Origin of the sequence: Photobacterium phosphoreum (genome assembly GCF_002954725.1) — a bacterium.
GTDB classification, from domain to species: Bacteria; Pseudomonadota; Gammaproteobacteria; order Enterobacterales; family Vibrionaceae; genus Photobacterium; species Photobacterium phosphoreum.
Genome location: NZ_MSCQ01000001.1, coordinates 45,425 through 65,090 on the forward strand (window position 1 = coordinate 45,425; position 19,666 = coordinate 65,090).

The following is a 19,666-nucleotide window of genomic DNA, read 5'->3' on the forward strand; positions in this document are numbered from 1 at the left end:
TGAAGTAGGCTTTTTTGTGCGCCGCAATAAAACTTTACAGCTTTAGTTTAGGCACTAGCCACGAGAGCGATTATGATAAGCAGTAGTGTTCGCCATAGTGGCGAGGTGGTTTTTTTTCTTGGTATTCATTGATGAAACAAATCAAAATTTTAGCCCAATTCTATGTCGATCTTTTAGTTAAATTAGGTATTTTCCGTTTTAGCTTATTAGTGGCATTAGCATTAGTTGCATTAGCTATGGTGGTACAAATCAGTGTCACTATATTGCTTCAAGGCACCATGCGTGATGTTGAGATCATTCGTTCTGTTACTTTTGGATTATTCATTACTCCTTGGGCAGTGTATTTTCTGTCAGTCGTAGTTGATCAGTTAGAAGATTCTCGTCAACGACTATCAAAGTTAGTCACCAAGCTGGAACAAATGCGTTCGCGTGACATGGAGTTAAATCAACAGTTACAAGCGAATATCTCACGTCTAAATTCTGAAATTGAAGAGCGCAAAAAAGCTGAAGAAGCCCGTGAAGAGGCAATGCAAGATTTAGAGAATGAAGTTTACCAACGAGAGAATGCTCAGTTAGCCGTTGCCGAGCAAAGTGCATTGTTAAAATCGTTTTTAGACGCATCGCCAGATTTAATCTATTACCGAAATGAAAAAAATCAATTCTCAGGCTGTAATCGTGCCATGGCTGAATTGGTGGGGAAAAGTGAAAAAGAGTTAGTTGGATTAACACCATGGGATGTTTATCCTGCAGAGGTGGCTAAACGTATTATCAAAACGGATCAAGAATTATTTGATGATAATACCGCGATGACAGATGAGCAGTGGCTTGATTATCCTAATGGTAAAAAAGCATTATTTGAATTACGTAAAGTGCCATTTTATCGACGTAATGGTAAACGTTTGGGATTAATGGGCTTTGGTCGTGATATTACCGAGCGTAAAAAATATGAAGATGCATTAGAGAAAGCCAGCCGAGATAAAACCGCTTTTATTGCGACCATTAGTCATGAGTTACGAACACCTCTAAATGGTATTGTTGGCTTAAGTCGTATGCTGTTAGAAACCGAACTTACTGATGAGCAACGTGGTTACCTAAGAACGGTCCATGTTAGTGCGATCACTTTAGGTAATATTTTTAATGATATTATTGATTTAGATAAGTCAGATCGGCGTCGGTTAGAGTTACTGCCTCAGCCATTAGATCTTCATGGTTTTATTGATGAGATTGGTAATATCTCACAATTAATGGCTGAACAAAAAGGGCTGCGGTTTGATTTAGAATGCTTAACTGAATTACCTCAAAATATAAAGGTAGATAGCACACGTTTACGTCAAGTATTGTGGAATTTGATTGGCAATGCGACCAAATTCACTAAACAAGGTGGAGTGGTGTTATCGGTGAGTAGTGATATTCATGAACACGATGCTGATATTATTTTTGAAGTTGAAGACAGTGGCATTGGTATTCCTAAAGCTGAAATTGAGAATATCTTTGCGATGTATTATCAAGTCCAACAAGGTGATGATAATTTACATGCCGTAGGCACTGGGATTGGTTTGGCCGTGTCACAGCAATTAATTCAGTTAATGGGCGGTGATATTAGTGTTGATTCTGAAGTCGGGGCAGGCAGTACCTTTACCGTTAAAATTAAAGTGCCATTGGTTGAAACGGTAGTCGAAGAGCATGAGGTGACTGATGTTCACCCCGAAATGACGGGTTTAAGTATTTTCATGGTAGAAGATATTGAACTGAATGTTGTGGTGGCGAAATCATTACTTGAACGTTTAGGGCACGAGGTCACGGTCGCAATGCGTGGTGATCAAGCGTTAGCGATGTTTAAGCCTGAAGATTATGATCTGGTGTTATTGGATATTCAGTTACCTGATATGACAGGATTTGATATTGCGCAGCAATTACGTCAGCAGTATCAAGATCTCCCTGCTTTAGTCGCGTTAACCGCCAATGTTGTTAACGATAAAACTGAGTATTTAGCCAAAGGTATGGATGAAGTATTAAATAAGCCATTGAGTGTTAAAGCCATTACCAGTGTGATTGAAAACCTGGTATTAAGTTGTAGTGATGAAGTCCAAGCCACTGAATTTAATGACGATGTGGCTGATAATAATCATCTTACCCATGGCAGTGTGATTGATACATTATTAGATCTAGAAATGTTAACCTCATATGTTGAGATCGTCGGTACAGAGCCGGTATACACCAGTATTGAGATGTTTGAGAAAATGATGCCTGATTATTTGGCTATTTTAGACTCGAATATGATAGCGAAAGATCAAGACGGGATAAAATTTGAAGCACATAAGATCAAAGGTGCTGCGGGTTCTATTGGTCTTAAACATATCCAACAAATCGCACAGAAAGCCCAATCGCCTGAGTTACCTGCGTGGTGGGAGAATATTAATGACTGGGTTGATGAAATCAAATATAGCTATCAGGATGATATCAATGTGCTGAAAACGTGGTTAAAACAGCAGTAATCAGCAACAAAAAAGGCGACCATGGTCGCCTTTTTTATTTGAAAATTTATTTAGCAAAGAGATTACTCTTCGCCTAAATCACCACAAAAGCGGTAACCTTCACCGTGAATCGTTGCGATGATCTCTGGAGTATCAGCAACAGATTCAAAGTGCTTACGGATGCGACGGATAGTTACATCAACAGTACGATCATGTGGCTTAAGTTCACGGCCAGTCATTTTCTTTAATAAATCAGCACGCGTTTGAATCTTACCTGGGTTCTCACAGAAGTGCAGTAATGCACGGAACTCAGAGCGTGGTAACTTGAATTGCTCGCCACTTGGGCTAACTAAAGAACGGCTGTTAATTTCTAACGACCAACCATTAAACTCGTAACGCTCAACCAATTTCTTATCTTCAGTTGGAAGACCTTGGTTCATAGCGCGAGTTAATAGATTACGTGCACGGATAGTTAATTCACGTGGGTTGAATGGTTTTGTGATGTAATCATCAGCACCAATTTCAAGACCTAAAATCTTATCAACTTCGTTATCACGACCGGTCAAGAACATCAGTGCCATATCACCTTGTTCGCGAAGTTCACGAGCAAGTAACAGACCATTCTTACCTGGAAGGTTAATATCCATAATAACGAGATGCACAGGGTTTTCAGAAAGCATCTGGTGCATTTCTGCGCCATCGTTTGCTTCGAATACAGTATAACCCTCTGCTTCAAAAATACTTTTTAGAGTGTTACGTGTTACGTGCTCGTCTTCTACAATCAGAATGTGAGGGGTTTGCATTTTGGCAGTACCTAATATCAGAAACTAAATCTGGTTAACCACAGAATAGTTAAATTCTATAAAAAAAATTCACGTATAGGCAAAATGTTATTAATAAACACTTTATTGTAAAACCTATGTGGTACACCATCCTTTCATTCAACATGTATTAGATGCTGAAATCCCCCATAAAACTTGGGGTGCTGGCTACAATCTCCCTGATAATGCGACAATTGTATTCACTTAACAGCTCGCTAACAATGTAGTGAGCTTATTTGATGCCGATTATTTATATCTTTGTTGATTTATATCAAACAGTGAGAAGAACGGGTGTTATGTTTCCGAGTTTAGTTAACTTTTATATCTGAGTAGATAAAAAGTGTCATGGTAGTAATCATAATATACAAAACCCAATACCATTGACTAATATTTAAGCTTAACGAGGATAAAAAACACAACATATGGTTCATCTTTCTCTAAATATTGTAACAGTATCAATTAGGGTTGGCACTCATTAAGGTTGGTAGATTGAAGTAAAAAAGATCTCATAAATTAATCGAGTGGACATTGTTAATAAATACGGTCAATTTTGTCTGTTTTTGTTTGTTTTATAGTGATAGGTAAAGGCTAATGAAGGATTTATTACCAGACATCTGTGATTACTACGCGCAGGATATTCGTTTTTTACCGTTAACCTTATTTGATTATGGTTGTCATTCGCCATTTTGGGGGCAAATAGTGACACTTCGCTGTTTTGAAGATAACAGTTTAGTACGTAATATATTATCTACGGCAGGTGATGGTAAGGTGCTGTTTATTGATGGTCATGGAAGTTGCCGACGTGCCTTACTAGGTGATCAATTGGCTTTATTAGCCATTAAAAATAATTGGCAAGGTGTCATCGTTAATGGTGCTATTCGAGATGTCGCAACATTGGCTCAATTACCATTAGGTATTAAAGCATTAGCAGCATGTCCGATCAAAACGGATAAGCGTCAAATGGGGGAAAAGAATGTCGTTTTAAATATTTCCGAAACGCTCATTTATCCAAATGATTATCTTTATGCAGATTTAAATGGGATTATTTTTGCCAGCACAGCGCTGGATTTGAGTGCATTAAAAACTGAATCCTAGCCCTAATTCAATAATTTTCTCAAGTTCTGCATAATCGACGGTTGCGCGGACATTCACTTTTTGTGATACATCATATTGACTACTGAACTCTAATCCTAGCGTTGTTTCATTATTGATAGTTTCGGATGTGATGGCGCTATTAATGCTTATTTTAGGTGATAGCGTATATTTCACCCCAGAGGCTAAGCCGGAAGTTGCAGGTTGATGTTCGGTGCTAGTTGTTAGATGGGTACTGACATAAAGCTGAGTGTTATCAGTCATAGAGTAAGCATAACCACTGTCTATCTGCCACACATCAAAACGTTGTTGATGACGCGATTGTGATGATAAAAACCATCCAGAGGTTAATTTCTGCCCACCATTATATGTCAAATTCGTTTTGATGGTTGCTGCTGCTTGTGTTGTTGCCGGTAAGGTTAAAAAAGTAAGTAATGCCACAATGCTTAAATAATATTTGATCATACTCACTCCCATCTGCTCGACATTATTCTAAAGAGTAGGCCATATTGGGTTGAGAGTAAGTGTTATAAATAATAAATACTCACTCAGATGCGTATAATATGATCGTTATATCAATTTAACTGTAATATTACAAAGCATTACAATCTTTATGAAAATGACTCCCCTTTTGTATTAATATGTAATCGGTGATGATTTTGATAAGGGAAAACATCAGGGTACAGTTCTTGGCTAATATTGGCCTGTAAATGTTGCCAATAACTGGCTTCAAACAAATCCTGATGTAATTCATTAAACAAGGTTCTTACTTTAGGATTGATCAATAAAAAGGTACGGAATTCTTCTGGGAATACATCATTAACCCCAACGCTATACCAAGGTTCAGCAGCCATTTCATCTTCAGGATAACGCGCTGCAGGAATCGTACGAAAATTCATTTCACTCATATAAGTAATTTCATCGTAATCATAAAATACCACTCGCTTGTGGCGTGTTACGCCAAAGTTTTTAAAGAGCATGTCGCCTGGGAATATATTAGCAGCAGCTAATTGTTTAATGGCGTTACCATATTCATTCACTGCGTAGCGTAAGTCGGTGTCATTAGCCGTTTCAATATAAATATTAAACGGGATCATCCGACGTTCCATATAAAGGTGTTCAATAATCACCTCATCAGTAGTAACGGAAACAATGGAAGGTGCAATAGTCAGTAGTTCATTAATGAGCTCATCGCTAAAGCGGTGGCGTGGAAAACTAAAATGGCGATATTCTTGGGTGTCAGCCATTCGGCCGACGCGATCATGCTCTTTTACCAGTTGATATTTTTGTTTAACAGTTTGATGACTAATGTCTTTTTGGGGGGCAAATTTATCTTTAATTATTTTAAAAACAAAATCATAGGAAGGTAGGGTGAACACTGACATCACCATACCTTTGATGCCAGGTGCAATAATAAATTTATCGTCTGAGTTATCTAAGTGATCTAAAAATTGGCGATAAAATTCAGTCTTACCGTGTTTTTGACAACCGATAGCAGTATAGAGCTCGGCCAAATTTTTATTGGGTAGTAGCTGTGCTAAAAAGCGTACTAGAGCCGCAGGTGCAGGGCTGTAAACCATGAAATAAGAGCGCGCAAAACCAAAAATAACACTGACATCATTAACGTTACAGATACCCGCATCCAGTAAGAGTTCACCATGATGATTAAGTATTGGCAGCACTAAAGGTAATGATTCACCATTTGAAAAAGTCAGTTTTCCAACCAGATAAGCGGCTTTATTACGGTAAAAAGGTTCGCGAATTTGCTCTAAGGTCAGTTGTTGATCAATCTTATCTCCCAATTCGGCCTCTAAATGAGTAATCAACAATTGAATATCACGCTGCTTATCATTCCAATCGAGAGTAAAGGATTGATCATCGAGCATTCTTTCTATCATTGCCGCCACGGTAGTTTGAATACGATAATGACGGGTTAAGCTGCTAGGATAGGTAGGGATACGATGTTGTTGTGAACTGTGAACAAAAATATTGTCGCGGTTAATATTACGATGCTTAAAGATACGGCAATAGACCGAGTTAAAAAAACTTTCTGCAATATCATAGCGTGGGTAATCAACCAATAAATTCTGATAAGCCTGTTTTACTGCGGTGAGACAGACTTGATTAGCATAACGCCCCCCAAGCATAATTTGAATTTGGTTGGTGACTAATTCAACATGATGGTCATAAAAACTGATTCGAGTTTTTAATGCTTGATGAACCAGCGTCCATTGTTGGTGCTCAAATCGTTGTTGCGCTTCGGCTGTTACGTCAAGAAACCGGCCAAACATCGCATCAGAGCCTTGTAAAATAGTATGTGCTATTAGTGACTCCATGGCTGCACTCATCAGTTTATCCTTAATGATGACAATTTCATTTTCTATTATTTACTATGCAATGCTCTGTAGCTGACTGCAAATATTATTGTTTTTTTTTAATCGTTAAAAGAGGTTGTATTGGCTCGTAATAGTGCGTAGCTATTATGTGATAATTGTAAAAACTTTATTGACTCTATATTGCGATTCATGTAATCGTAAGGTAACAGCGTGTAAAGAGAAATTGCAGTTATGGCAAATGTATCCCGTATCACTATCATCACAACCATGATTATTACCATTAACATTACCGGTGTTGGTGCGGGCTGATATGCGCAAGAATTACAACAAGCCCGCAACTCATAAAGAGCTGCGGGCTTTTTTTTCAATTTAAATTTATCAGTGTTGAGTAATATTTGCTTACGGCAAGTAGTTCAGGATAGTCACTCGGGAGTAGGGAATGCGAGTATTTAAATTTGGCGGTTCGTCATTATCAGATGCAGAACGATTTTTAAGAGCGGCAGATATTATTGCCAGTAATGCCAAACAAGGCGAGGTTGCAGTAGTGTTGTCAGCGCCGGGTAAGGTGACCAATAATTTGGTTGCCGTTATCGAGAGCGCGGTAACTACAGGCTCTGCTACCCAGCAAATATCGACTCTAGAAACGGTATTTAGTGATTTGTTTAAGGGGCTTAAAACGCTAGAGCCAGGGTTTGATCAGCAGACATTAACCGCCAAACTAGCAACAACCATTGAACAGTTACAACAATATGTCCATGGGATCCGCTTATTAGGATTATGCCCTGATAACGTGTATGCCAAGGTGATCAGCAAAGGTGAGCGGTTATCGATTGCCACAATGCAGTCGTTATTAGAAGCTAAAGGGCAGCCAGCAAGCTTGATTGATCCGGTACAGTATTTGTATGCCGAGGGTAATTATCTGGAAGCGCATGTTGACATTGAAATTTCAACGCAACATTTTCGAAATAATCCATTACCTGCTGGGCATGTTTGTATCATGCCGGGGTTTACCGCGGGTAATGCTCAAGGTGAGTTAGTTACTTTAGGTCGTAATGGTTCTGACTATTCAGCGGCAGTGTTAGCGGCTTGTTTACGGGCTGACTGTTGTGAAATCTGGACTGATGTTGATGGTGTTTATAGTTGTGATCCACGTTTAGTCCCAGATGCAAGGTTACTGAAATCATTAAGTTATCAAGAAGCGATGGAATTATCTTATTTTGGGGCATCGGTATTGCATCCAAAAACTATTGCACCTATTGCTCAATTCCACATTCCTTGTTTAATTAAAAATAGTTTTAACCCACAAGGTGCAGGAACCTTAATTGGTCAAGATACTGGTGAAGATCAGCTTGATATTAAAGGTATTACGACCTTAAAAGATTTGACCATGGTTAACGTTTCCGGACCGGGAATGAAGGGGATGGTCGGCATGGCAGCACGCGTGTTTGGTGCAATGTCAACTGCAGGGGTGTCGGTGGTTTTGATTACGCAATCATCATCGGAATACAGTATTAGTTTCTGTATTGAAACTGCCGATAAGGTAGCGGCTAAAAAAGCGTTAATTGCTAATTTTGAACTTGAATTAAAAGAAGGTTTATTAGAGCCCGTTGAGTTCAGTGATGATTTATCGATTGTTACTTTAGTCGGTGATGGAATGCGAACCTCACACGGTGTGGCATCACGATTCTTTACAGCACTGGCTGAAGTTGACGTTAATATTGTGGCGATTGCACAAGGCTCTTCTGAACGCGCTATTTCAGCGGTTATTCCACAAAATAAAGTCTCGGAAGCGGTTAAAGCGTGTCATGAGAATTTATTTAATAGCCAGCATACATTAGATGTGTTCGTGGTCGGTGTCGGTGGTGTTGGTGGTGAACTGATCGACCAAATTCATCGTCAACAGCAAAAATTAGCCCAAAAAGGGATTGTGATCCGTGTTTGCGGGTTAGCAAACAGTAAAGGTTTATTGCTTGAGAGTAATGGCTTTGCACTGGATAGTTGGCGTGATCTGATGGGGGCGGTGAGTGAGCCATTACAGCTACAACGGATGGTTGAATTAGTACGCCATAACCATATTATTAACCCGGTTATTATTGATTGTACTTCTGATCAAACCATTGCAGAGCAATATGCTGATTACTTAGCTGCGGGTTTCCATGTTATTACACCGAATAAAAAAGCCAATACTGCCAGCATGGCGTACTACCAACAATTGCGCCAAGCTGCGCGAGTCGGTCACCGTAAATTTATGTATGACACCACGGTAGGTGCTGGTTTACCTGTTATTGAAAACTTACAAAATTTGCTCGCAGCAGGTGATGAATTAGTCCGTTTTTCTGGCATTTTATCGGGTTCTCTTTCTTATATTTTCGGTAAGTTAGATGACGGCATGAGTTTCAGTGAGGCGACCACTGTTGCACGTAATAATGGTTTTACTGAGCCGGATGCACGTGATGATCTTTCGGGCATGGATGTTGCGCGTAAGTTACTTATTTTAGCCCGTGAAGCGGGGTTAGAACTAGAACTTGATGATGTAGTGGTAGAACAAGCCTTGCCACCAGGTTTTGATGCCTCGGGTTCGGTGGATGAGTTTATGGCACGGTTACCACAAGCAGATGCTTATTTTTCTGACTTAGCCGCAGCGGCTGCAAAAGAAGATAAAGTCTTACGTTATGTCGGTGAGATTGAGAATGGCAAATGTAATGTCAAAATCGTTGCAGTTAATCCTGATGATCCGATGTTTAAAATCAAAGACGGTGAAAACGCATTAGCCTTTTATAGTCGTTATTATCAACCAATCCCATTGGTATTAAGGGGTTATGGTGCAGGTACTGAAGTGACAGCGGCCGGTGTGTTTGCTGATCTAATGCGTACCTTAGGTTGGAAGCGGGGTATATAAAATGAGTGTTGTTGTTTATGCACCAGCGTCGATTGGTAATGTGAGTGTCGGTTTTGATGTATTAGGTGCGGCGGTTTCTCCTATTGATGGCTCTTTATTAGGGGATCGGGTTGAAGTTGCTGCTGGCACGACGGCATTTAGTCTGCAATGTGTCGGTGCTTTCGTGGATAAGTTACCGCAACAAGCCGAAGACAATATTGTTTATCGCTGTTGGCAAGTGTTTGCGCGTGAACTGGATCATAAAGGGATTACTTTATTACCCGTTGCGGTCACGTTGGAGAAAAACATGCCGATTGGTTCCGGTTTAGGATCCAGTGCCTGTTCTATTGTGGCAGCCCTTGATGCTCTAAATCAATATCATCAACAGCCGTTAACCAGCAATGAACTGCTGACCTTAATGGGTGAGATGGAAGGCGAAGTCTCTGGCAGTATTCATTACGATAATGTCGCTCCCTGTTTTCTTGGCGGACTACAATTTATGGTCCAAGAAATGGACATTATCAGCCAAGAGATTCCGTGTTTTGATGATTGGTATTGGGTCATGGCGTATCCGGGGATTAAAGTACCGACCGCTGAAGCGCGGGCAATTTTACCGGCTCAATATCGTCGCCAAGATGTGATTGCTCATGGGCGTTACCTCGGGGGATTTATTCATGCTTGTTATTCAAAACAACCATTACTCGCCGCTAAAATGATTCATGATGTTGTGGCGGAGCCTTATCGCGAAAAGTTATTACCTAAATTTAGCCAAGCGCGAAAATATGCGTTAGAAGCGGGTGCGATTGCGAGTGGTATTTCTGGCTCGGGGCCAACGATGTTTAGTATTTGTACCAATTTAGACGTCGCGCAGCGGTTAGCAAAATGGCTAACTGATAATTATGTCCAAAATGATCAAGGATTTGTGCACGTTTGTCAGCTCGATAAGCAAGGTGCAAAAGTCACAGGGAGTGAGTTATAACCATGAAGTTGTATAATCTTAAAGAGCACCAACAGCAAGTCTCATTTGGCCAAGCGGTACGCCAAGGTTTAGGCCGTCAGCAAGGCTTGTTTTTCCCTGCACAATTACCACAATTGGGTGATATAGATGCGTTGCTAGCAATGGATTTTGTTAGCCGCAGCAGCAAGATTTTATCGGCCTTTATTGGTGAAGAACTCAGCACTGATACCGTAACCCAAATGGTTGATAGCGCTTTTCAGTTTCCAGCGCCAATTAAACAGCTTAAATCAGGTGTGTATGCATTAGAGTTGTTTCATGGACCGACGTTAGCCTTTAAAGATTTTGGTGGCCGTTTTATGGCACAATCTTTAGCAGCGGTAACTGAGACTGACGGTAACATTACTATTCTAACGGCAACATCAGGAGATACTGGGGCTGCAGTAGCCCATGCTTTTTATGGCATGGATAATATTCAAGTGGTGATTTTGTACCCTAAAGGCAAAATTAGCCCACTGCAAGAAAAGCTATTTTGTACCTTAGGTAAGAACATTACCACTGTAGCTGTAAATGGTACTTTTGATGATTGTCAGGCATTGGTAAAACAAGCTTTTGATGATGGAGCTTTGCGTGAGGACATTGGTCTAAATTCAGCAAACTCAATTAATATCAGTCGTTTAATGGCGCAGATTTGTTATTACTTTGAGGCGGTATCCCAATTATCAAAAGTGGAACGTGAGCAATTAGTCATTTCAGTACCGAGTGGTAATTTTGGTAATTTAACCGCAGGGTTATTGGCTAAATCATTAGGCTTACCCGTTAAACGTTTTATTGCGGCGACTAATGTTAATGATACCGTTCCGCGCTATTTACAAACTGGAGAGTGGACACCAAAGGCAACGGTTGCCACCATTTCTAATGCGATGGATGTCAGCCAGCCAAATAACTGGCCGCGTATCGAAGAATTATGTCAGCTTAAAGGTTGGGGCTTAAATGAGCTAGGCTATGGTGCGGTGGATGATCAGCAAACTGCGGTAACATTAAAGCAAATGTATGCCGATGGTTATTTGTGTGAACCACATGGCGCGATTGCTTATAACGTGCTTGAGCAACAATTAGCGGCCGGTGAAACGGGGTTATTCTTATGTACCGCGCATCCAGCTAAGTTTAAAGACGTTGTCGATGACATTTTAGATACTGATCTGCCATTACCTGCGCCGCTCGCGAAACATAATGCAATGCCGCTATTATCCTTAGAGGCAGAGAATGATTTTGCTGCGATTAAGGCTATTTTGTACTCCGCGCAGCCATTATTATAATGGGATTGACGTAAAAAAATGACACAAAAAAGGAGCCTCAGGGCTCCTTTTCTATTACAGCATCTTGCTCAAATCAAGACACTTACACTAGGCCAAAAATTATAGGCTGCTAGTGAAAGTACGAGCGATAACGTCTTGCTGTTGTTCTGTTGTTAGCGAGTTAAAACGTACAGCGTAACCCGATACACGGATTGTTAGCTGTGGGTACTTCTCTGGGTGTGCAGCAGCGTCTTGCAGTGTTTCACGCTTAAGAACGTTAACGTTTAAGTGTTGACCACCTTCGATTTTAGCTGGTGCTTCGATAGCTAGTTCACGGTACTCAATGTCACCAAGATCTGCTTGTGCAATAACTTGGTCAGCATCGTAGCTGCCAGTTGCACAAACACAACGCGCTTCATTAGACTCGCTATCTAGGATCCAGATTGAGTTTAGTAGATCATCGTTTGCTGCTTTAGTAATTTGAATACCAGTAATCATAACTTTTCTCCAAGGGAATTGTTGTTAATTTATTCGTTTTTGTATTGAGCTACTTATTATATAACCTTCAATGCACTATTGTGTATTGATGTAGATCAAGTAACTACAAAAAACCTTAAATATAATAGGGCTGTTTTATTGAGCTAGGTCAATCTAACTGCATTTTGCAGGGGAATCAACTAAAAATAGTAAATTTAAAAAATAAGTTTAATGTTATTTTGTTGTAAAATAACAACATTCTATAGTATTCCAATATACCTTTAGTGAATACTGTGTCACTTTTTGTGGTTTTTTATGTTAAATAAAGTGAGTGACATTGGTGTTATTAATATGTTGCTTAGCAGTTATTTTTGAGGGTGATTATGAAATTAATTGGTGCACATGTGTCAGCGGCGGGTGGCGTGTTTAATGCCCCTGTCAATGCCAAGGCTATTAATGCAACTGCATTCGCATTGTTCACAAAAAATCAACGTCAGTGGCAAGCAAAGCCATTAGACGTTGATACCATTACGGCATTTAAAGCACGTTGTAAGCAGTTAGGTTTTGATGCGAGTGCTATTTTACCGCATGATTCTTATTTAATTAATTTAGGTGCGCCTGAGGCTGAAAAATTACAAAAATCACGCTTAGCTTTTGTTGATGAAATGCAGCGTTGCCAGCAATTAGGCTTACACTTATTGAACTTTCATCCGGGGAGTCATTTAAAGAAAATTTCAGAAACGGCATGTTTAAAACTGATTGCTGAATCGATTAATTTAGCTCATCAGCAAGTTGATGATGTGGTTGCGGTGATCGAGAACACTGCCGGTCAAGGATCTAACTTAGGTTGGCGGTTTGAGCATTTAGCCGAAATTATCGCGCAAGTAGACGATAAAGCACGTGTTGGTGTTTGTATTGATACGTGCCATACCTTTGCTGCTGGCTATGATTTACGGACGATGGAAGCCACTGAAGCCACGTTTTCTGAATTTGATCAGGTAGTTGGGATGCAATATTTGCGCGCAATGCACCTAAATGATTCTAAAGGTGATTTAGGAAGCCACTTGGATCGTCATCATAGTTTGGGTGAAGGCGCGATTGGATGGGATTGTTTTCGATACCTAATGCAAGATCGTCGTTTTAATAATATGCCATTGATATTAGAAACCATTAACCCTGATATTTGGCAGCATGAAATTGCGACCTTACGTAGTTTTGCAGTAGAGGAATAATTAATGACGGCAAGTTGGCAAGCATTTATCGAACAGCAGCAACAATTACCGTATTTTAATGATATTGAACACGCGGTTACAGCCGCTCGCGCAGAGGGAAAAATTGTTTTTCCTCCGCAAGAAGATGTGTTTAATGCTTTTTTTAGTACGCCATTAATGGAGACTAAAGTGGTGATTCTAGGCCAAGATCCTTATCACGGCCTACATCAAGCACATGGACTTAGTTTTTCGGTGTTACCGGGCATTAAAACACCGCCATCACTCGCCAACATGTATAAAGAACTTGCGAGTGATATTAAAGGCTTTGTTATCCCTGAACACGGATACTTACAACCATGGGCACAGCAAGGGGTATTGCTGTTAAATACAGTGTTAACGGTTGAGCAAGGACACGCACATTCCCATGCAAAAATAGGTTGGGAGACATTTACTGATAATGCGATCGCATATCTTGCTGAACATACTCAGGGAGTGATCTTTTTATTGTGGGGAGCGCACGCTCAGAAAAAAGGTAAAAAAATAGATCTTGATCAGCATCATGTATTAATGTCTGCACATCCTTCACCATTGTCTGCTTATCGTGGCTTTTTTGGTTGTAAGCACTTTTCCGAGACCAATGTTTTATTGACGGCGATGGATAAATCACCGATTGATTGGCAACTCTAGTTATTGTTGTGAATATCTTCGTGGGGAATAAAATGGCCAGCATAAATGCTAGCCATTTTTTTGTATTGTTTAAAAATCGAAATCATCGCTCTTGAAACTACCACACATATCCATATCTTGTAGTTCTCGACGTAGTCTTTGACGATCTTTTAACGCTTCAATTTCACGCCACTTTCTTTTTTCAGGTTTTGCGCGAGAGCGGCGAGAAACAGTATCCGCTGTCATCATATCGTCGAATGCAAAGCTATCCATAAAGCACCTATATCCTACTTTTCGCTTGATGTAAGCGATCTGATCATTTATTACCATAGAATGACCAATAATAAAATTGAACTGTTTCTCATTTGTTGCGAAAAGATGAACTTTTTGTGTGCGTGGTGTCACAGTTATTGATTTGGTGATTAAAAGCACCACTATTATTAGTGTTAAATAGGGGTTTATAGCTTCAGTGATAGGTATTGAGTTAAAAAGGTTAATTATATAAATCAAATCAATTTTTAAAGGGTAATAATCAGTAAATATTTATAGTTGTAAGTTTTGTAACTCACTGTAAAAATACTGATAATTAAATAATTATTATTTTAATAGCTGCTTTGACCCTTATTATCGAAGATCTTATGCTTTAGACCTTGCAAGGTTTAAAGGAATACCTGAAACGTATTGTTGCTATATTTGACGATGCTTTTTGTTTTGTTAATTTGTTTTGTTAATTAGTGTACTAACAAGGGTTTTGTACCATTAATTATCGATTTGTGAAGGTGTGAATGTGACCAGTCAAATTAACTTTATCAACGACTTGTTGTGGGGATCAATATTGATATATTTGCTGATTGGTATCGGCATTTATTTTACCTATCGCCTCAATTTTATTCAGTTTCGTCATTTTAAGCATATGTTTGCGGTCATGAAAAATAGCCGTAAATCCGATCCCTCTGGAATTTCATCTTTTCAGGCATTATGTACCAGCCTCGCAGCTAGAGTGGGGACGGGTAATATGGCGGGGGTCGCGGTTGCGTTAACACTGGGTGGCCCAGGCGCTATTTTTTGGATGTGGCTTATTGCGATGTTAGGCATGGCGACGGCTTTTGCTGAAAGTGCATTAGCGCAATTATACAAAACCCGTGATGATGACGGTAATTACCGTGGTGGGCCTGCTTATTATATGGAGCGAGGTTTGGGAATGCGATGGATGGGGGTAATATTTTCTATCTGCCTGATCATTGCGTTTGGTTTAGTTTTTAATGCCGTTCAAGCGAATTCTATTATTCAAGCAACCCGAGTCGCTTTTGGGTGGCAGCCGCTGTATGTTGGTTTGGGATTAGTGGTGTTAACTGGGGTCGTTATTTTTGGTGGTATGCGAACGATTGCGCGTACTGCTGAGATATTGGTACCAACAATGGCGTTGTGTTATCTCGCGTTGGCATTATTTATTATGCTGAATAATATTGAACAGTTACCACATATTTTAATGCTTATTTTCCGCAGTGCATTTGGGTTTGGAGAAGCTGCATCTGGCGCATTGGGATATACCATTGCTCAAGGAATGATTAATGGCTTAAAGCGCGGTTTATTTTCTAATGAAGCAGGTATGGGCTCTGCGCCTAATGCTGCGGCATCTGCTTCCCCTTATCCTCCTCATCCCGCTTCGCAAGGTTATGTGCAAATGCTGGGGGTGTTTATGGATACCATTGTTATTTGTTCGGCGACCGTTGCGATTATTTTAATGTCTGGTGAATATGAGCCACATAGCAGTATTACCGGCATTGAGTTAACGCAAAAAGCATTAAGCTCACAAGTGGGTGATTGGGGCGGCATTTTTATCGCAGTGGCTATTTTCTTCTTTTCTTTTACCTCATTAGTCGCTAATTACTCTTATGCTGAAACTAATCTAATATTTCTAGAGCGTAACCATAAGGTGGGCTTAAATGTCTTTCGAATAGTGGTGCTATGCATGGTGATGTTTGGTGCGATGGCTGATTTACCAACAGTATGGGCAATGGCTGATATTTCAATGGGCATGATGGCGATGATTAACTTAACCGCGATAGTGTTGCTCTCAGGAACGGTAGTGAAGTTAGCACAAGATTATAATAAGCAGTTAGCCTTAGGGAAGATTCCGACATTTAATAGCCAAGATTACCCGGAATTACATGCTCAACTTGAAGCGGGAATTTGGGAAAAACCCTCTTCGTCATCTCCATCATCAACGCCGTCTAGATTACGCTAGGTATTGTTATACCTATTAATAAAATAGTAATAACCACGGTAGTTGTACGTGGTTTTTTTTTGCGATGGTGGTAGTCTAAATAAGTCAGACTTTAAAGGAAAAAGCCTTATGTTAATCGTGGTATCACCCGCAAAAACGTTAGATTATACATCGCCATTAGTGACGACAACGTTTACTTTACCAGAGCTTACACAGCATTCAGCTGAACTGATTGATGTGTGCCGTGAGCTTACACCGATGGATATTGCGAGCTTAATGAAGGTCAGTGATAAAATTGCCGGATTAAATGCCGCCCGTTTTGCTGAGTGGCAGCCAGAATTTACGGTGAATAATGCTCGCCAAGCCATTTTGGCATTTAAAGGTGATGTTTATACTGGTTTAGCGGCCGAAACCATGACTGACGCGGAGTTCGCTTATACACAGCAACATTTACGGATGTTGTCAGGCCTGTATGGCGTATTGCGTCCACTTGATTTGATGCAACCTTATCGATTAGAAATGGGGACGCGATTAACCAACCCTCGCGGCAGTAATTTGTATCAATTTTGGGGGGATATCATCACCGATAAACTCAATGTGGCTGTTGCTGAACAAGGTGATGATATTGTGGTTAATTTGGCTTCTAATGAGTATTTTAAAGCGGTCAAACCTAAGCAACTTCAAGCGCAATTAATTACTCCCATTTTTAAAGATTGTAAGAATGGCACCTATAAAGTGATCAGTTTCTACGCCAAAAGAGCCCGTGGAATGATGGCACGTTATATTTTGGATAATCAATTAACGACGGTTGCTCAATTACAGCAATTTGATAGTGCTGGATATTACTTTGTTGCTGCAGAATCAACATCGACAGAGTTAGTTTTTAAACGAGAACAGCAATAATTAGCGTAATAATATAAGTTTAATACCAAAAAAAGGCCAACGCATTTGCGTTGGCCTTGTTGTTTTATATCTGTTTTAAAAGAGAAAACTACGACTTAGCTTGGCTTTTTTTAGCTGCTTGTTTGATTTTCTTTTTCGCTTTCGCTTCTTTTACTTTCTTATCGACTTTTTTCTTTTTCTTTGCCGTATTTGATTTCTTTGTTTTTGGACGTAGGCCATGAATGAAACGCTCAGGCACATCTTCTTGCATGTAACGACTAATGCGTTCCATCATACTTTGGTCATGCGCTTCGATAAGAGCAATTGCTGTGCCTTTTTTACCTGCACGAGCGGTACGACCAATGCGGTGTAAATACACTTCAGCGGTACGTGGCATATCGAAGTTAATTACATGGCTGATGTCAGGTAAATCAATACCACGAGCAGCAACGTCTGTAGCAATTAATACGTTGACTGCACCATCACGAAAACGGGTGATCATGTTAGTACGCGCAGCCTGCGCCATTTCACCTTGAATCCAGTTACATGGGATACCCATTGCGTCTAATTGACCGCGAAGGATGCCTAGGCGCTCACGTGTTTTTACGAAAATAATGGTACGTTCAGCTTGCTCGGTAATGATATTCGCAAGTAAAGCCAATTTGTGATTCATATCATCACAACGAAGGTACATCTGTTGAATCTTTTTACGTTCGCGACGAGAAGGATCGGCATTCACTTCAAGTGGTTCATTCAGAATTTTTTCTGAGAATTCACGTACGCCTTTGCCTTCCAATGTTGCAGAAAACAATAAGCTTTGACGACGCCAGCGACATTCATGGTTGATGCGCTCAACGATTTTACCAAAGCCCATATCCAACATACGGTCTGCTTCATCAAGAATAAGACATTCAATTGCGCGGCAATCAAATTTCTCAGACTCAATGTATTCCATTAAGCGGCCCGGTGTTGCTACTACGATATCTTGCGTTTTGCCAAGTAGCTCTGCATGCTCATCGTAAGAAATACCACCCGTAATAGTAAATACTTTTAAGTTGGTGTACTTAGATAAAGCGCGAGCATGATCGGCAACTTGAATCGCTAATTCACGAGTTGGCGTTAAGATCAGTACACGTGCAGGCCCCGGCTTTTTGCGTGGAAAATCCTGCAAGTGCTGAATCATGGGTAGTAAAAACGCCGCTGTTTTTCCGGTCCCTGTTGGTGCAGAAGCCATGACATCTTTACCGTCAAGGGCATGAGGGATAGCCTGCGCTTGAACTACTGTTGGGCGGCTATAGCCGATCTCGTCAATCGCTCGTAATAGCTCGCTATCTAACTCTAATTCGGAAAAGTCTTTCACCAGTTATCTCTCCCAAGACAAATGCTAAATATGATCTCGTTACTGTATTTTTGATACTTAACCAGATCATGGGTATTTATATTAAGGGGCGGCATTATAGCCACTCCTAGCGTAAGTAACACCGATTAAAACATAAAAACATCAGTTAATGATGAATATTCGTTGTGGCTTGCTTAGTTTTTATGCTGTTACCGATTACATTTTTAAGTAAAAATCTTTAGTAAGTGCAATGAAATCAGTGGAGTAAGCATTTTTAGTATGAATGCAAAGCTGTTGTGGTTCAGTAATAGAACAATTTTTATTTAATTGAATTAATGTCCGCATAAAAGGTTTGTGCTCAGTAGAACGAACATCGCAGCGCCGCTGGCAACATAATCCGTACGCCGATGCTTGGTTAATCAGTTGTTGGCCTTCATAGGCAGGTAAAATAATGTTGGCACTGCCTTCGGGGGTTAATAAATGACTAATGGTTGCTAATAGCTGTTGATGACTAAGGGTGTCTGTGTGACGAGCAATCGCACGATGTTGCTGCTGTGCTTGCTGACCCGCATTAAAATAAGGTGGATTACAAATAATACTATCAATAGAAGCGGGGGGAATATGCTGACACCAATGAGTAATGTCACTTTCAATACATTGTAATCGTGATTGCCAAGGCGATGCTGCAAAGTTAGCTGTTGCGGCGGTGACAGCGATTGAATCTAATTCAATGGCAGTGATTGTGGTTGCGAGTGTACGTTGTGCCGCCATTAATGCTAATAAGCCACTGCCAGTACCAATATCAACAATATGTCCTTGTTGAGGGAGCTTTGCCCATGCCCCTAATAATACGCCGTCAGTACTGATCGGCATGCCGCAACCATGATCATTGATGGTAAATTGTTTAAAAATAAAGCAGCGACTCATTATGGTTTCCTTGGTTTACAATATTGCCATCAGGCTTACAAAGCATATAAAACGGCGGCGGTATAATCAAAAAACTATTATTT

Annotated in this window: 16 protein-coding genes and 1 other annotated feature; of the genes, 9 read left to right on the forward strand and 7 right to left on the reverse strand. The window is 40.2% G+C overall.

From position 1 onward, the window contains the following. Positions 1-131: 131 nt before the first annotated feature. The gene (arcB, locus tag BTO21_RS00150; RefSeq protein ID WP_045027488.1) at positions 132-2,495 is read left to right on the forward strand and encodes an aerobic respiration two-component sensor histidine kinase ArcB; all 2,364 of its coding nucleotides are present in this window, start codon (positions 132-134) and stop codon (positions 2,493-2,495) included. Positions 2,496-2,557: 62 nt separating this feature from the next. On the opposite strand, the gene arcA is transcribed toward arcB, so the two are convergent. Next, entirely contained in the window at positions 2,558-3,277 is a 720-nt protein-coding gene (gene arcA, locus BTO21_RS00155; protein ID WP_036796042.1) for a two-component system response regulator ArcA, read from the reverse strand. A 609-nt stretch (positions 3,278-3,886) separates the two neighbouring features. Between arcA and BTO21_RS00160 the strand changes: the two genes are divergently transcribed. After that, on the forward strand, positions 3,887-4,390 hold the full coding sequence (locus BTO21_RS00160) for a putative 4-hydroxy-4-methyl-2-oxoglutarate aldolase (RefSeq protein ID WP_045027491.1): 504 nt from the start codon (positions 3,887-3,889) through the stop codon (positions 4,388-4,390). Here BTO21_RS00160 and BTO21_RS00165 read toward each other — a convergent pair. Both BTO21_RS00165 and aceK read right to left on the reverse strand, forming a co-directional pair. Beyond that, on the reverse strand, positions 4,373-4,852 hold the full coding sequence (locus BTO21_RS00165) for a hypothetical protein (protein ID WP_082056788.1): 480 nt from the start codon (positions 4,850-4,852) through the stop codon (positions 4,373-4,375). The genes BTO21_RS00160 and BTO21_RS00165 overlap by 18 nt on opposite strands. Before the next feature lie 146 nt (positions 4,853-4,998). Further along, a complete protein-coding gene (gene aceK / locus BTO21_RS00170) occupies positions 4,999-6,735 on the reverse strand; it encodes a bifunctional isocitrate dehydrogenase kinase/phosphatase (protein WP_045027493.1) in 1,737 nt (578 codons plus the stop codon). Between the two features lie 235 nt (positions 6,736-6,970). Beyond that, positions 6,971-7,089, forward strand: a sequence feature (Thr leader region). Positions 7,090-7,162: 73 nt separating this feature from the next. Here aceK and thrA point away from each other — a divergent pair. Genes thrA through thrC form a run of 3 tightly spaced genes read left to right on the forward strand, consistent with a single transcriptional unit; the run spans position 7,163 to position 11,875 of the window. Next, the gene (thrA, locus tag BTO21_RS00175) at positions 7,163-9,622 is read left to right on the forward strand and encodes a bifunctional aspartate kinase/homoserine dehydrogenase I (protein ID WP_045027494.1); all 2,460 of its coding nucleotides are present in this window, start codon (positions 7,163-7,165) and stop codon (positions 9,620-9,622) included. Position 9,623: 1 nt separating this feature from the next. After that, positions 9,624-10,580 carry a homoserine kinase gene (gene thrB, locus BTO21_RS00180; RefSeq protein WP_045027496.1) on the forward strand — a complete coding sequence of 319 codons (957 nt, stop codon included), beginning with the start codon at positions 9,624-9,626 and terminating at the stop codon, positions 10,578-10,580. A 2-nt stretch (positions 10,581-10,582) separates the two neighbouring features. After that, positions 10,583-11,875 carry a threonine synthase gene (thrC, locus tag BTO21_RS00185; protein ID WP_045027497.1) on the forward strand — a complete coding sequence of 431 codons (1,293 nt, stop codon included), beginning with the start codon at positions 10,583-10,585 and terminating at the stop codon, positions 11,873-11,875. 99 nt (positions 11,876-11,974) lie between these two features. Here the strand turns inward: thrC and grcA are convergent, their stop codons facing one another. Continuing rightward, on the reverse strand, positions 11,975-12,352 hold the full coding sequence (gene grcA / locus BTO21_RS00190) for an autonomous glycyl radical cofactor GrcA (protein ID WP_045027499.1): 378 nt from the start codon (positions 12,350-12,352) through the stop codon (positions 11,975-11,977). Positions 12,353-12,714: 362 nt separating this feature from the next. Here grcA and nfo point away from each other — a divergent pair, with 362 nt between their 5' ends. Continuing rightward, a complete protein-coding gene (gene nfo, locus BTO21_RS00195; RefSeq protein ID WP_045027501.1) occupies positions 12,715-13,563 on the forward strand; it encodes a deoxyribonuclease IV in 849 nt (282 codons plus the stop codon). Positions 13,564-13,566: 3 nt separating this feature from the next. Beyond that, positions 13,567-14,229 (forward strand): uracil-DNA glycosylase, encoded by a 663-nt coding sequence (gene ung / locus BTO21_RS00200; protein ID WP_045027502.1) that lies wholly within the window; start codon positions 13,567-13,569, stop codon positions 14,227-14,229. Positions 14,230-14,298: 69 nt separating this feature from the next. Here ung and BTO21_RS00205 read toward each other — a convergent pair whose 3' ends face one another. Further along, positions 14,299-14,481, reverse strand: a complete 183-nt coding sequence (locus tag BTO21_RS00205) for a DUF3545 family protein (protein WP_045027504.1) — start codon at positions 14,479-14,481, stop codon at positions 14,299-14,301. 514 nt (positions 14,482-14,995) lie between these two features. Between BTO21_RS00205 and BTO21_RS00210 the strand changes: the two genes are divergently transcribed. Further along, complete coding sequence (locus BTO21_RS00210; RefSeq protein WP_105026647.1) at positions 14,996-16,456, forward strand: alanine/glycine:cation symporter family protein; 1,461 nt, start codon at positions 14,996-14,998, stop codon at positions 16,454-16,456. A 108-nt stretch (positions 16,457-16,564) separates the two neighbouring features. Beyond that, positions 16,565-17,338, forward strand: a complete 774-nt coding sequence (gene yaaA, locus BTO21_RS00215) for a peroxide stress protein YaaA (RefSeq protein ID WP_045027506.1) — start codon at positions 16,565-16,567, stop codon at positions 17,336-17,338. An 88-nt stretch (positions 17,339-17,426) separates the two neighbouring features. Here the strand turns inward: yaaA and srmB are convergent, their stop codons facing one another. Together srmB and BTO21_RS00225 are read right to left on the reverse strand one after the other, a co-directional pair. Further along, positions 17,427-18,677 (reverse strand): ATP-dependent RNA helicase SrmB, encoded by a 1,251-nt coding sequence (gene srmB, locus BTO21_RS00220; protein ID WP_045027507.1) that lies wholly within the window; start codon positions 18,675-18,677, stop codon positions 17,427-17,429. Positions 18,678-18,872: 195 nt separating this feature from the next. Then, positions 18,873-19,583 carry a tRNA1(Val) (adenine(37)-N6)-methyltransferase gene (locus tag BTO21_RS00225; RefSeq protein WP_045027509.1) on the reverse strand — a complete coding sequence of 237 codons (711 nt, stop codon included), beginning with the start codon at positions 19,581-19,583 and terminating at the stop codon, positions 18,873-18,875. Between the last annotated feature and the right edge of the window lie 83 nt (positions 19,584-19,666).

Excerpts from the sequence above, each read along its gene's own strand:
- aceK (WP_045027493.1), bottom strand. The coding sequence starts at position 6,735 with ATGAGTGCAGCCATGGAGTCACTAATAGCACATACTATTTTACAAGGC.
- thrC (WP_045027497.1), top strand. The coding sequence starts at position 10,583 with ATGAAGTTGTATAATCTTAAAGAGCACCAACAGCAAGTCTCATTTGGC.
- BTO21_RS00225 (WP_045027509.1), bottom strand. The coding sequence starts at position 19,583 with ATGAGTCGCTGCTTTATTTTTAAACAATTTACCATCAATGATCATGGT.
- BTO21_RS00165 (WP_082056788.1), bottom strand. The coding sequence starts at position 4,852 with ATGATCAAATATTATTTAAGCATTGTGGCATTACTTACTTTTTTAACC.
- yaaA (WP_045027506.1), top strand. The coding sequence starts at position 16,565 with ATGTTAATCGTGGTATCACCCGCAAAAACGTTAGATTATACATCGCCA.
- thrB (WP_045027496.1), top strand. The coding sequence starts at position 9,624 with ATGAGTGTTGTTGTTTATGCACCAGCGTCGATTGGTAATGTGAGTGTC.
- nfo (WP_045027501.1), top strand. The coding sequence starts at position 12,715 with ATGAAATTAATTGGTGCACATGTGTCAGCGGCGGGTGGCGTGTTTAAT.
- thrA (WP_045027494.1), top strand. The coding sequence starts at position 7,163 with ATGCGAGTATTTAAATTTGGCGGTTCGTCATTATCAGATGCAGAACGA.
- ung (WP_045027502.1), top strand. The coding sequence starts at position 13,567 with ATGACGGCAAGTTGGCAAGCATTTATCGAACAGCAGCAACAATTACCG.
- arcA (WP_036796042.1), bottom strand. The coding sequence starts at position 3,277 with ATGCAAACCCCTCACATTCTGATTGTAGAAGACGAGCACGTAACACGT.
- BTO21_RS00205 (WP_045027504.1), bottom strand. The coding sequence starts at position 14,481 with ATGGATAGCTTTGCATTCGACGATATGATGACAGCGGATACTGTTTCT.
- grcA (WP_045027499.1), bottom strand. The coding sequence starts at position 12,352 with ATGATTACTGGTATTCAAATTACTAAAGCAGCAAACGATGATCTACTA.
- arcB (WP_045027488.1), top strand. The coding sequence starts at position 132 with ATGAAACAAATCAAAATTTTAGCCCAATTCTATGTCGATCTTTTAGTT.
- BTO21_RS00160 (WP_045027491.1), top strand. The coding sequence starts at position 3,887 with ATGAAGGATTTATTACCAGACATCTGTGATTACTACGCGCAGGATATT.